This is a genomic window from Variovorax palleresanus (assembly GCF_051144945.1).
Lineage (GTDB): Bacteria > Pseudomonadota > Gammaproteobacteria > Burkholderiales > Burkholderiaceae_C > Variovorax > Variovorax paradoxus_S.
Map to the genome: position 1 here is coordinate 3,729,377 of NZ_JBJNVP010000002.1, position 11,891 is coordinate 3,741,267.

Below are 11,891 nucleotides of genomic sequence, written 5' to 3' on the forward strand. Positions count from 1 at the left end.
GCCACCCGGCGACTGTCAGCGAGCCAGGTCCGCGATGAAAGCTGCGTCCTGCGCCCCGCTGTAGATGCGCAGGTCCTGCATGCGGCCCTTGAAGAATCGATCGCCCCCGTACTGCGATCGGCCCAGCCAGGTTCGCGTGGTGTGGCCGAGCTGGTAAGGCGTGATCCAGATCTCGTTGTTGCTCGCGACCGGCGAGCCGTCCACGTAGAGCGTGCCCACCGTTGCGGACAGCGTGACGGCCACGTGCACCCAACGGCCGGTGGGCAGTGGGTCCGCGGACAAGGGTTGTTCGGGCCAGAACTGCTCGCGCGAGGCCATGAACTGGAGCCGGTTCTCTCCACTGCGGGGGGAAAGCGCGATGTATGCGACGTCGTCGGAGCCGAAATCGAAGATGCGTGTGTTGATGGCTGTGGTTTCCGAATAGACCCACACCGCGACCGTGAAATCGCCCAGCGCTGACACCGCCCCGTCGGGGAGGACCACGTGACCGCTGTCGCCATCGAGCAGCACGGAACCTCCTCCCGCACGCCCTTCGCCCAGGCTTGCGCTGCCCGTCAGCTTGCCGTGCCGACCGTGGCCGCTGACATCGCTGGCGTTGCCGTTCAGCGGCATGTGCAGCCACAGTTCGCCGGGGACGGCCACGCGAGCCGTCTCGGCGCCAACGCGCTCGTCGAGGTTGGCGGTCACGGCGGTGATCCTGTAGTACCAGGTGCCCTGGGCGGGGGCGTCGGTGTAGGTGCGGGGGTCGTTCACTTGAGCGATGGTCGTGAACGGCCCATTGGACGAACTCGCTCGTTGAACGAGGTAGTGGGTGGCGTCGGCACTGCCCCACCACGACAGCAGAACCTTGCTGCCGCTGAGGAATGCGCTCAGGCCGCTGGGCTTTGCGGGCGGGGCCGGATCGCGCGAATAGAGCAGCGTGCCCAGGCCGGGGCTGTCGCCTGTCCCGTCGAAGCGCTCGGGGCGCACTTTCTCGACCGTCGCCTTGGTCCACGGCGCCGACAAGCCCTTGCGGTTCACGTAGTGGTTGTAGATCAGTTCGAAGCAGGGCCGGAAGTGCCCGGTCCCGGCCGTCGCGGTGCCTGTGCCGTGGACACCGGTGTACGGGGTGAACGGCATCGTGTACGGGTTGCCGTTGGGGTCGCTGAGGTTCGTCTTGGCGACGTATTCGGCGCCGGCCAGCAGGCGGTTGTTCCAGTACCCGTAGAGGTCTTCGCCCTGGTTCCACGCCATCTCGCACAACGCGCCGGCCAGCGCGATGCCCAGGGTCGAGTGGCCTTGGTCGCGGTGGCTTTCCTGCCATTGGCCCAAATGACCGGGGTGCACGAAATAGACGTTGTGGGCGCTCGCGCCGTTGCCCCGCCCCGACTTGTAGTAGCTGACCGCTTCGGCGGTCAGGTCGGGCCGGTCGCAGAACACCCCGATGGCGTAGACCGAGCAGATATTGCACAGATCCCAGTTGGCCCAGTAGTGGGTGACCTTTCTGACCTCGCTGTTATTGTGATTGACCAGAAAGTCGTGGCACAACGGATAGAACACGTTCAGCAGCATGGCCTGGAAGCGTGCAACGTCCTCGTTCGCCCAGCCGGGATAGGTGCGCATCAGTTCGGCGGCATTGGCCCATTGGTAGCCGTAGAGGCCCGAGGCGAGGAAGACGTTGGAGTTGCCGCCCAGCTTGGTCAACGTCGACGACCAGGCATTGAGAAACTCCACCGACTTCTTGGCGTAGTCTTCGTCGCCCGAGATCTTCCAGCGCAGCGCGAGTTGATGGGCGCGTTGCATGTCGGAGAACATCAGGCCGAAGTTCTGGCCGTCGACGCCGCGGATCACGGTTTCCTGGGGGCGCGGCGCCGTGGAGAGGTGCGAGCGGCCGCTGCCGAGCAGTGCGCCCCAGCCGGCGACCCATGGCTGTTGGCTGGCGGCAAGCTTGTCCCGAATGCGGGTCAGGTCGGCCTCTGTGCTCAGCAGGCCGGGGTGGGTGAGCTTGCCCACTTGCGTCACAGGGGCCATCGGGTCAGGCGCGGCGGCATCGGTGGTATCGATGGCATCGACAGTGTCGGTGGCACCGGGAGCAGCACCCGGCATCTGGTCTTGCGGCTGCTGCTGCGCGAGGGGCCCTCCCGCCGTCGAAAACTCCCCACCTCCGCCGCCGCAACCCGTGACCCCCAGAGCCAGTGCGCCCGCGGTGCTGAGAAAGAAAACACGGCGGTCCAGCAACAAGCCATTCTTGTCGTCACTCGGCAAATGTGTCATTTATATGAAATATGTAAAAAGTTGATTCTGCAAGGTACGTGCCATTTGCTTGTGCCGCTACACAGAGCGAGATCGGTAGCACGGATGGATGCATTGCATGCGCTGTAACGCGCTTGAGGTGACGTTTGTTGTCACATGGTGGTCAGCACTGCCAGAAATGTCAGCGGCAAGTGCGGTCATGAACCAGCTTCCGGAGAGCTTCGTCGATGTGCCCGTGCTTCACCCGCGCCCGTCAAGGCCGAACGCCCCTCGCCGATCCAGGGAAATTGAAACAAATGAGACTTTATAACTATTAGAATGCGAATCGTTCTTAATAATGTTTCGGAGTGGAGAAGGAATGACGGGATTCGTGGCGGGGCGCAGGGTCGCGACAGTGCTGGCAGGTTGCTTGGCAATCCATGTGCATCACCAGGTTCTGGCCCAGACCACGGCGCCCGGCGCCTTGCCCGAAGTGAAGGTCGATGCGAATGCCGAGGCCGAAACCGCGACGTCGCCGGTGATCGGATACCGTGCCCGGAACGCCGCGACCGCGACCAAGACGGACACGCCGCTGGCTGAAACCCCCCAATCGGTCACCGTGGTCACGCGCGACCAGATGGTCGACCAGGGCGCCTACAACCTGCAGGACGCGCTCAATTACGCCGCCGGCGTGCGCTCCGATGCCTATGGCCTCGATTCGCGGACCGACTCCGTGCGCGTGCGCGGCGCCACGCCCGACGTCTACCTCGACGGACTGCGCCAGGCTTACGGCTACTACACCAGCACCACGCGCACCGAGCCCTACACGCTGGAGCGGCTCGAAGTGCTGCGCGGGCCCTCGGGCATGCTGTTCGGCGCGGGCACGGCCGCGGGCGTGGTCAACATGGTGAGCAAGCGGCCGCTGCAGGAGACGCAGCGCGAAGTGGGCGTGCAGTTCGGCAGCTTCGGCCGCAAGCAGATCCAGGCCGACCTGACCGGTCCGCTGAACGCCGACGGCACCCTGTCGTACCGGCTGATCGCCTTGCAACGCAAGTCGGACACCCAGGTCGACCACGTGCCCGACGACCGCAGCGTCATCGCACCGTCGCTGACGTGGCGGCCGAATGCAGCCACTTCGCTCACCTTGCAGGGTTTGTGGCAGAAGGACAAGAGCGGCAGCAGCTCGCAGTTCCTGCCGTGGGAGGGCACGTTGCTGCCGAACCCGAACGGGCGCGTGCCCACCAGCCGCTTCATCGGCGAGCCGGGTTTCGACTACTACGACAGCGAGCGCAAGACCTTCGGCTGGCAGTTCGAGCACAAGTTCAACGACAGCTGGACCCTGCGGCAGAACTTCCGCTATGCGCAGAACGAGAACGACAACCGCTACCACTATGGCGCCGCGTTCAGCGGGGCCGAAAGCTGGGATGCCACCGATCCGATCTTCAAGCGCGTGCTCGGCCGCTACTACGACAGCTACCTGACGCGCAACCGCACGCAGACGCTCGATAACCACGTCGAAGGGCATTTCCAGACCGGCGCGCTCAAGCACACGCTGCTCGTGGGGGCAGACTTTGCGCGCCAGCGCGAGAACGTCTGGGGCGGAACGACCTTCGACACCATCGACGTGTACGCCCCTGTCTATGGCCACGTCGACGTGCCCGAGCGCACCGCATTGCCGCGCACCCGCCAGCGCCAGAACGGCTTCTACCTGCAGGACCAGATCAAGCTGGACAACTGGATCTTCGTGGCGGGCTTGCGCCACGACAAGGCGGTGTCGAGCGCGGCGGGCAGCGAGGCCGAGGAAAGCAGCGCAACGACCAAGCGCTTCGGCCTGATGTACGCATCGCCCTCGGGCTGGTCGCCATACCTGAGCTACAGCGAATCGTTCACGCCGCAGTCGCCGCGCAACGGACAGATATTCACGCCTTTGCGCGGCGAGCAGTGGGAAGCCGGCGTGAAGTACGAGCCGAAGGACCGCGCACTCGCGTTCAGCGCGGCGGTCTACGACCTGCGCGAGAAGAACCAGATCACCTCGCCGTCGCCGAACGTGTACACGCAAGTCGGCAAGACCAAGACCCAGGGCCTTGAACTCGAAGCCAAGGGCTCGATCGGCTCGAATCTCGATCTGGTCGCGCACTACAACTACACGGACGCGGATGAACAGATCGAAGGCCTGCCCAAGCACCAGGCAAGCGTCTGGGCCAAGTACCGTTTCTCGATCGGCGGCCTCAGCGGCTTCTCGGCCGGTGCGGGCGTGCGCCTGATGAGTTCGTTCCAAGACCTGCAGTTCGGTGTCGGCCCGCGCGTGCCGGGCGTTGCACTGGCCGACCTCGTGTTTGCCTACGAAACCGATCGCTGGCGCTATGCGCTCAACATCAACAACGTGACGGACAAGGTGTATTTCAGCACCTGTCTCTCGCGCGGTGACTGCTGGTACGGCGCGCGCCGCAACATCGTGGCCAGCGCAACCTATCGCTTTTAATTTTCAACTTTCGACGAGGGCAGCAACGACATGAACAGCCGAAAGATCAAGACCTGGGCCTGGGTGCACAAGTGGAGCAGCCTCGTGTGCACCGTGTTCATGCTGCTGCTGTGCATCACGGGCTTGCCGCTGATCTTTCATCACGAGATCGGGCATCTGCTGGGCACCGAGGTCGAGGCGCCCAAGATGCCCGCGAACACGCCGCGCGTGAGCCTGGACCGCGTGCTCGAAACCGCGCGCTCCAAGCATCCCGACCGCGTGGTGCAGTTCGTCTCCCAGCCCGAGGACGACGACGGCCTCTGGCTCGTCACGCTCACACCCACGCCTGAGCCCACCGAAGACTTCAAGACGGTGGCCGTCGACGCGCGCACGGGTGTCGTCCTTGCGCAGCCGAAGTTCGATGAGGGCTTCATGTATGTGATGTTCAAGCTGCACATCGACCTGTTCGCGGGGCTCGCGGGCAAGCTCTTTCTGGGCTTCATGGGCTTGCTGCTTCTCGTGGCCATCGTCTCCGGCGTGGTGCTTTATGCGCCGTTCATGCGCAAGCTCGACTTCGGCACCGTGCGGCGCGAGAAGCGCCCGCGCCTCAAGTGGCTCGATCTGCACAACCTGCTGGGCATCGTCACGCTGGTGTGGCTGTTCGTGGTGGGCTCCACCGGCATGATCAACACCTGGGCCGACCTGATCATCAAATACTGGCAGTACGACCAGCTCAGCACGCTGCTGGCCCCCTACAAGAACGAACCGACCGTGCCCGTGGCCCAGCGCGCATCGGTGCAGCGTTCGATGGACGTCGCCCTCCAGCAGGCGCCCGACATGAAGCTGTCCTTCATCGCGTTCCCGGGCACTTCGTTCTCGAGCCCGCACCACGTCACCTTCTTCATGCGCGGCAACGAGCCCTTCACTTCGAAGCTGCTGCAACCGGTGCTGGTCGATGCCAAGACCGCGCAGGTGACCGCTTCGCCGAAGATGCCCTGGTACCTCACGGGGCTGCTCGTGTCGCAGCCGCTGCACTTCGGCGACTACGGCGGCATGCCGATGCAGATCATCTGGGCGCTGCTCGACATTGCGACCATCATCGTGCTGGGCAGCGGGCTCTACCTGTGGCTCAAGCGCGGCAACACCGTGACGTCGCCGGCCGCTGCGGGCAGTGCGGGCAGTGCGGGCAGTGCGGGGCGCGCGCCGCAGCATGGCGGCCAGCAGCCCGACCCGGCCCCTGCCATGAAGGCGCAGGCATGAAGCACCGGCACGCGTTCCGGCGCATGTGGGGCGGGCCGATCGCGCTGGGCGTGCTGACCGCCGTCGGCCTGGTTTCCGCGCTGTTCAGCGATGGCGGGATGGGCGACGTGCTGGCCTGGTTCGCGCTGGGCCTGCCGGTCGTCGTGTGCGCCTGGTACGGCTGGCGCAGGAACTGAGCTGCGCCCGGAAGCGCAAATGCCGGCGCGAGGCCGGCATTTGCGTTGAAGAGGGGCTGAAAGCCCCAGGCTTTACAGGCCAGCCGCGGCGCGCAGCGCGGCTGCTTGCGTGGTCGCTTCCCAGGTGAACTCGGGCTCCTCGCGGCCGAAGTGGCCGTAGGCCGCAGTCTTCTGGTAGATGGGGCGCAGCAGGTCGAGCATCTGGATGATGCCCTTCGGACGCAGGTCGAAGAACTCGCGCACGAGTTCCGCGATCTTGCTGTCGGGGATCACGCCGGTGCCTTCGGTGTAGACCGTGATGTTCATCGGCTGGGCCACGCCGATCGCGTAGGCCACCTGGATCTGGCACTGGCGCGCCAGGCCGGCCGCCACGATGTTCTTGGCCACGTAACGCGCGGCGTAGGCGGCCGAGCGGTCGACCTTCGACGGGTCCTTGCCCGAGAACGCGCCGCCGCCGTGCGGGCAGGCGCCGCCGTAGGTGTCGACGATGATCTTGCGGCCCGTGAGGCCGCAATCGCCCTGCGGACCGCCGATGACGAAGCGGCCGGTCGGGTTGATCAGGTAGCGCGTGTCCTTGAGCCATTCCTTCGGCAGCACCGGCTTGATGATCTCTTCGATGATGGCTTCGTTGAACGAGGCCTTCATCTTGGTCGGCGTTTCGCTCTGGTCGGGGCTGTGCTGGGTGGAGAGCACCACGGTGTCGATGCTGTGCGGCTTGCCGTCCACGTAGCGCATCGTCACCTGGCTCTTGGCGTCCGGCCGCAGGAAGGGCAGGCGGCCGTCCTTGCGCAGCTGGGCCTGGCGCTCGACGAGTCGGTGCGCGTAGTAGATGGGCGCGGGCATCAGCTCGGGCGTTTCGTCGCAGGCGTAGCCGAACATCAGGCCCTGGTCGCCGGCGCCGGTGTTCAGGTGGTCGTCGGACGCATGGTCCACGCCTTGGGCGATGTCGTTGGACTGCTTGTCGTAGCAGACCATCACCGCGCAGCCCTTGTAGTCGATGCCGTACTCGGTGTTGTCGTAGCCGATGCGCTTGATGGTGTCGCGCGCCACCTGGATGTAGTCGACGTGCGCATTGGTGGTGATCTCGCCGGCGAGCACCACGAGGCCGGTGTTGGTCAGCGTCTCGGCGGCCACGCGGCTGCGCGGGTCCTGCTCGAAGATCGCGTCCAGGATGGCGTCCGAGATCTGGTCGGCGACCTTGTCGGGGTGGCCTTCGGAAACGGATTCGGAAGTGAAGAGGAAGTCGTTCGCCATTTTGTTCAAAGCTCCTTGAAGTGATTTGGCGCGTTGCCAACTCTGCGGAGCCCTGGCGAACGCTTTAGCAGATGCCGATGAATCGGCGGGGCACAATCGCTCTTGCGCTTGTGTTTGTCGCCCTGCAAGTTGTTCCGTAACTCGGCGACAATTTGCATTCTATTCGAGCCGCGCCAAACCCGTGCGCGCGCGTCCTGGTATTCACACTCCCTGTCAGCCCATGGTCACCTTGTTCCGCCTGCTTGCCCGCGTACCGATGCCGTTGATGCATCGGCTCGGCGCGTTGCTGGGGTGGATCGTCTGGTGGTGCGCACCGGACTACCGCCGCCGCTTCAAGGCCAATGCCGAGAGCGCGGGCGTCACCCCCGAGCAGTACCGCCCCGCCATCGCAGCGGCTGGCCAGATGGCCGCCGAACTGCCCTGGCTCTGGCTGCGCCCGCAAGGCGAAAGCGTGCTGCGCCGTGTGGTGCGATGGGAAGGCGTGGAGGCCTTCGAGGCCGCCATGCAGGCAAAGAGGGGCGTGATCCTGGTGGCGCCGCACCTGGGCAGCTGGGAGATGTGCGGCCAGGCCATCGGCGAGCGCTTTCTCGAAACCTACGGCCCGATCACGGCGCTGTTCCGTCCCGCCCGCAAGAAATGGATGGCCGAGCTGATCGCCGCAGGCTCGCGCGACCGGCCCGGCCTGCAAACCCTGCCGACCAACAACACCGGCGTGCGCGGCCTCATCCGCACGTTGCGGGGCGGCGGCTACACCGGCATCCTGCCCGACCAGGTGCCGCCGCTGGGGCAGGGCGTGTGGGCTCCATTTCTCGGCCGACCGGCCTACACCATGACGCTGCTGCCGCGCCTCGCTCAGCAGACCGGCGCCGCCTGTTTCCTGAGCGTGTGCGAAAGGCTGCCGCACGGTGCGGGCTACGTGATTCGATTCGAGCCCATCGTGGGCACGCCGCTCACCGATCCGGCCGCGCCCATCGAAGCCGCGGCTGCCGCCATGAACGACGCCATCGGGCGCCTGATCCGCAGCCTGCCGGGACAGTACGTGTGGGACTACGCGCGCTACAAGGAGCCGCGCGGCGAAACCGCGGCGGCCGCCCCGAGCGGGGAGCAGGCACGATGAGTTTCGGTTCCCGCCTGGGCATCGGCTTTATGCGCACGATCGCCCCGTTGCCCCTGCCATTGATCCGCGGATTCGGCGCGGTGCTGGGCCGGGTGCTCCACACCATTGCCGTGCCGCGCCGCCGCGTGGTCGACACCAATCTCGCGGTGTGCTTTCCCCACAAATCCGAAGACGAACGCCGGCGCATCGCGCGCGAGACTTTTGTCTATGTGGCGCAGTCGTGGCTCGACCGCAGCTGGCTCTGGCATGCGCCTGAAAAGGTGGTGGCCAGCCGGCTCAAGGTGGTGGGCGCGGCGCAGGAGATCGACGAAATCGCCAACGGCGACGAGCCGATGATCCTGTTCGCGCCGCATTTCTACGGCCTCGATGCCGCGGCCACGGCGTTGACCATGCACACCCCGCGGCCCTCGGCCACCATCTACACGACCCAGCGCGACCCGATGGTCGACGAGTGGATTCGTGAAGGCCGCACGCGCTTCGGCAACGTGGCGGCGCTCAATCGGGTCGATGGCATCAAGCCGGTGCTCGGAGGCCTGCGCAAGGGTGGCCTGCTGTACCTGCTGCCGGACATGGACTTCGGCCGCGACCAGACCATCTTCGTGCCGTTCTATGGCGTGCAGGCCGCGACCGTGCCCTCGCTGTCGCGCTTTGCGCGGCTGGGCAAGGCCAAGGTGGTGCCTGTGGTTTCCAGGCTCACCCCCGAGGGTTACGAGATCCAAGTGCTGCCGGCCTGGCAGAACTTTCCGACGGACGACGTCGAGGCCGACACGACGCTGATGAACCAGCGTTTGCAGGGCTACATCGACACCATGCCCTCGCAGTACTACTGGGTGCACCGCCGCTTCAAGACGCGTCCCGAAGGCGAGCCGCCCATCTACTGAGCGGCCGGGGAGGGCGCCTCAGCTCCGTTGCAGGAAGCCTTCGATTTCGCGCGCGACGAGCTGCGGCTGCTCGTGCACGATCCAGTGGGTGGCGTTGGGCACCTTCTTGACTTCGAGCCGGGGTACGTACTCTTCCAGGCCGTCGAGCAGGCCGGGCAGCAGCGCGGCATCGTCGAGCGCCCAGAAGACGAAGGTGGGAACGTTCACGCTGAGCCGTTCGTGCGGCAGCACCGGAATGCCCTCGATGTCCTGGCCCGGCAACGGCGGCTTCATCGGCGTGACGCGATAGAGATTGCAGGCGCCCGTGAGGCCCGCACTCCAGACTTCGCGGTACTGCTGCTTCACGTCTTCTGTGAGCCAGCCGAAACCTTCGGGCCCGGCCTTCATCAAGGTGAAGAAGGGCCACATGCGCTTGAAGTCGTCGGCCGCGAGCAGGGCCTCGGCATCGGGCCTCGCGAGAAAGTTCATGTAGGCGCTGGCTTGCTGCTGCGCCGGGTTGTTGCGCAGCTCGCGCGTAAAGGTGCCGGGGTGCGGCGAATTGATGATGACCAGCCGGCCGACCTGCTCGGGAAAGGCGTTGGCATAGCCCCAGGCGAAAGCGCCGCCCCAGTCGTGCGCCACCAGTGCGGCCATGGTGCCATCGGCACTTTCGGTGGCCACCAGTTGCTGGATGTCCTGGATCAGCAGGTAGGCCTTGTACGCGGCCACGTCGGTCGGCGCGCTCGATTTCTCGAAACCGCGCAAATTGGGCGCGACGCAGCGGTAGCCGCCGTGCTCGGGGTCGGCAAAGTATTCGAGCAGCTCGTCCCAGATGAAAGCGGCCTCGGGGAAGCCATGCAGAAACACCATCAGCGGCCGGCCGGCCGTGCCGGTGGCGCGGCAGCTCAGTGTGGTTCCGTTGGGCAGGCTGCGCTGGAACGTCTCGATCATGCTTTTGTCTCCTTCGACTTTCGTCGCTATTGTTTTGATAGTGGATCACGCTGATGAAACGCCGGCGAGCCGGCTTTTCCCTAGGTGTCTTCCGGAGCCGCCGGTTCCGCCGCTTCTGTTTCTGCCTTTGTGTCTCCGGGTGGATGCGCCCAGCGCCAGAGCAACTCGGCGGCTTCCCCCACACCCTGTTTCTTGAGGGCGGAAAACAGTTTGACCTCGCCGCCGCCGGCTTGCAGTCGCGTAATGGACAGCGCCTTGGCGCCATCGCTGCGGGTGAGCTTGTCGGCCTTGGTCAGCAGCACGAGGAACTTGAGCCCCTGCTGCACGCGCGGGCGGATCACGTCGAGCAGGATCTCGTCGAGCTCGGTGAGGCCGTGGCGGGGGTCGCACATCAGCACCACGCCGCGGAGGTTTTCGCGCGTCATCAAATAGTTGCCCATGACCCGCTGCCAGCGCAGCTTGGCTTCCTTGGGAACCGCGGCATAGCCGTAGCCGGGCAGGTCGGCCAGCACGGCGTCGTCGGCCTTCTGCTTGCCGACGCCGAACAGGTTGATGTGCTGGGTGCGGCCGGGCGTCTTGGAGGCGAAGGCCAGGCGCGTCTGCTGGGTGAGCGTGTTGATCGCGGTCGACTTGCCCGCGTTGGAGCGGCCGACGAAGGCGATCTCGGGCAGATCGAGCGGAGGCAAATGCTCCAGTTGCGGGGCACTGGTCAGGAAGTGGGCGGTGTGCATCCAGCCGAGCGCAATGCGCTCGCGCTCGGCGACAAGAGGGTCCACGGCAGGGGTCGCGCGGGAAGGGGGAGCGGCGTGCTTGCGCGACGGGGAGGTCATCAATGAGCTTTCGGAACGGGCTGCCATTGTAGAATCGCGGGGTTTTGCGCCAATAAATCGAGCCCCCGATATGAAGTTGTTTGCCAATTTTCTGCTTGCAGCCCTCATGGGTGTCGCAGCCAGCGCGAGCCTTGCGGCTGACGATCATGCCGCCGCACCGGCTGCTGCACCCGCGGCGGCCAAGCCGGCCAAGCCCGATCCCGCCAAGGGCGACGCGGTGTTCAACTCGGCCGCCCAGGCCTGTGCCTCCTGCCACAACGCAGACGGCAACTCGGCCATTGCGGCAAACCCCAAGCTGGCGCAGCAGCACCCCGAATACATCCTCAAGCAGCTGCAGGAATTCAAGTCCGGCAAGCGCAAGAGCCCGATCATGCAGCCCCTGGCCGCCAAGCTGTCCGACGAGGACATGCGCAACATCGCCTGGTTCGTGGGTTCCAAGAAGGTCAAGTCCGGCTTCTCCAAGGAGAAGGATCTGGTGGTGCTGGGCGAAAAGATCTACCGCGGCGGCATTGCCGATCGCCAGATCCCGGCCTGCGCCGGCTGCCACAGCCCCAACGGTGCCGGCATGCCCGCGCAATACCCGCGCCTGGGCGGCCAGCACGCCGAGTACACGGTGGCACAGCTTGTTGCCTTCCGGGACAACGTGCGCCAGAACAGCGCTCCCATGACGGGCGTAGCCGCAAAGCTCAACGACCGCGAAATCAAGGCCGTCGCAGACTACATCGCCGGCCTGCGCTGACGCCACGCCCTTCAGCGTGAACTAACCGCCGA

At 65.6% G+C, this 11,891-nt stretch carries 10 protein-coding genes; 6 read left to right on the forward strand and 4 right to left on the reverse strand.

Going from position 1 to position 11,891, the window contains the following annotated elements:
* Positions 1 to 15 precede the first annotated feature (15 nt).
* Positions 16 to 2,253: a LamG-like jellyroll fold domain-containing protein gene (locus ACJ7Z0_RS21305; RefSeq protein WP_434791430.1), complete on the reverse strand. Its 2,238-nt coding sequence runs from the start codon at positions 2,251 to 2,253 to the stop codon at positions 16 to 18.
* Positions 2,254 to 2,590: 337 nt separating this feature from the next.
* Between ACJ7Z0_RS21305 and ACJ7Z0_RS21310 the strand changes: the two genes are divergently transcribed.
* Genes ACJ7Z0_RS21310 through ACJ7Z0_RS21320 form a run of 3 tightly spaced genes read left to right on the forward strand, consistent with a single transcriptional unit; the run spans position 2,591 to position 6,108 of the window.
* On the forward strand, positions 2,591 to 4,693 hold the full coding sequence (locus tag ACJ7Z0_RS21310) for a TonB-dependent siderophore receptor (RefSeq protein ID WP_434791431.1): 2,103 nt from the start codon (positions 2,591 to 2,593) through the stop codon (positions 4,691 to 4,693).
* 30 nt (positions 4,694 to 4,723) lie between these two features.
* Positions 4,724 to 5,932, forward strand: a complete 1,209-nt coding sequence (locus ACJ7Z0_RS21315) for a PepSY-associated TM helix domain-containing protein (RefSeq protein ID WP_434791432.1) — start codon at positions 4,724 to 4,726, stop codon at positions 5,930 to 5,932.
* A complete protein-coding gene (locus ACJ7Z0_RS21320) occupies positions 5,929 to 6,108 on the forward strand; it encodes a hypothetical protein (RefSeq protein ID WP_434791433.1) in 180 nt (59 codons plus the stop codon). Before ACJ7Z0_RS21315 ends, ACJ7Z0_RS21320 begins: the two co-directional genes overlap by 4 nt.
* A gap of 72 nt (positions 6,109 to 6,180) precedes the next feature.
* On the opposite strand, the gene metK is transcribed toward ACJ7Z0_RS21320, so the two are convergent.
* Complete coding sequence (metK, locus tag ACJ7Z0_RS21325) at positions 6,181 to 7,362, reverse strand: methionine adenosyltransferase (RefSeq protein ID WP_055803515.1); 1,182 nt, start codon at positions 7,360 to 7,362, stop codon at positions 6,181 to 6,183.
* Between the two features lie 220 nt (positions 7,363 to 7,582).
* Between metK and ACJ7Z0_RS21330 the strand changes: the two genes are divergently transcribed.
* Both ACJ7Z0_RS21330 and ACJ7Z0_RS21335 read left to right on the forward strand, forming a co-directional pair.
* Entirely contained in the window at positions 7,583 to 8,479 is an 897-nt protein-coding gene (locus ACJ7Z0_RS21330; protein ID WP_434791434.1) for a lysophospholipid acyltransferase family protein, read from the forward strand.
* Positions 8,476 to 9,360, forward strand: coding sequence for an LpxL/LpxP family acyltransferase (locus ACJ7Z0_RS21335; RefSeq protein WP_434791435.1), 885 nt, complete (start codon positions 8,476 to 8,478; stop codon positions 9,358 to 9,360). The genes ACJ7Z0_RS21330 and ACJ7Z0_RS21335 overlap by 4 nt, the downstream gene beginning before the upstream one ends.
* A gap of 18 nt (positions 9,361 to 9,378) precedes the next feature.
* Here the strand turns inward: ACJ7Z0_RS21335 and ACJ7Z0_RS21340 are convergent, their stop codons facing one another.
* Together ACJ7Z0_RS21340 and yihA are read right to left on the reverse strand one after the other, a co-directional pair.
* Positions 9,379 to 10,290 (reverse strand): alpha/beta fold hydrolase, encoded by a 912-nt coding sequence (locus tag ACJ7Z0_RS21340; RefSeq protein ID WP_434791436.1) that lies wholly within the window; start codon positions 10,288 to 10,290, stop codon positions 9,379 to 9,381.
* Between the two features lie 80 nt (positions 10,291 to 10,370).
* Positions 10,371 to 11,120 carry a ribosome biogenesis GTP-binding protein YihA/YsxC gene (gene yihA / locus ACJ7Z0_RS21345; RefSeq protein WP_434791437.1) on the reverse strand — a complete coding sequence of 250 codons (750 nt, stop codon included), beginning with the start codon at positions 11,118 to 11,120 and terminating at the stop codon, positions 10,371 to 10,373.
* A gap of 70 nt (positions 11,121 to 11,190) precedes the next feature.
* Here yihA and ACJ7Z0_RS21350 point away from each other — a divergent pair, with 70 nt between their 5' ends.
* Positions 11,191 to 11,859, forward strand: a complete 669-nt coding sequence (locus ACJ7Z0_RS21350; protein WP_434791438.1) for a c-type cytochrome — start codon at positions 11,191 to 11,193, stop codon at positions 11,857 to 11,859.
* The last annotated feature ends 32 nt before the right edge of the window (positions 11,860 to 11,891 follow it).

What these genes read in the sequence shown, in the direction of transcription:
- yihA (WP_434791437.1), bottom strand. Translation starts at nt 11,120, where the DNA reads ATGACCTCCCCGTCGCGCAAGCACGCCGCTCCCCCTTCCCGCGCGACC.
- ACJ7Z0_RS21330 (WP_434791434.1), top strand. Translation starts at nt 7,583, where the DNA reads ATGGTCACCTTGTTCCGCCTGCTTGCCCGCGTACCGATGCCGTTGATG.
- ACJ7Z0_RS21340 (WP_434791436.1), bottom strand. Translation starts at nt 10,290, where the DNA reads ATGATCGAGACGTTCCAGCGCAGCCTGCCCAACGGAACCACACTGAGC.
- ACJ7Z0_RS21335 (WP_434791435.1), top strand. Translation starts at nt 8,476, where the DNA reads ATGAGTTTCGGTTCCCGCCTGGGCATCGGCTTTATGCGCACGATCGCC.
- ACJ7Z0_RS21320 (WP_434791433.1), top strand. Translation starts at nt 5,929, where the DNA reads ATGAAGCACCGGCACGCGTTCCGGCGCATGTGGGGCGGGCCGATCGCG.
- metK (WP_055803515.1), bottom strand. Translation starts at nt 7,362, where the DNA reads ATGGCGAACGACTTCCTCTTCACTTCCGAATCCGTTTCCGAAGGCCAC.
- ACJ7Z0_RS21315 (WP_434791432.1), top strand. Translation starts at nt 4,724, where the DNA reads ATGAACAGCCGAAAGATCAAGACCTGGGCCTGGGTGCACAAGTGGAGC.
- ACJ7Z0_RS21310 (WP_434791431.1), top strand. Translation starts at nt 2,591, where the DNA reads ATGACGGGATTCGTGGCGGGGCGCAGGGTCGCGACAGTGCTGGCAGGT.
- ACJ7Z0_RS21305 (WP_434791430.1), bottom strand. Translation starts at nt 2,253, where the DNA reads ATGACACATTTGCCGAGTGACGACAAGAATGGCTTGTTGCTGGACCGC.
- ACJ7Z0_RS21350 (WP_434791438.1), top strand. Translation starts at nt 11,191, where the DNA reads ATGAAGTTGTTTGCCAATTTTCTGCTTGCAGCCCTCATGGGTGTCGCA.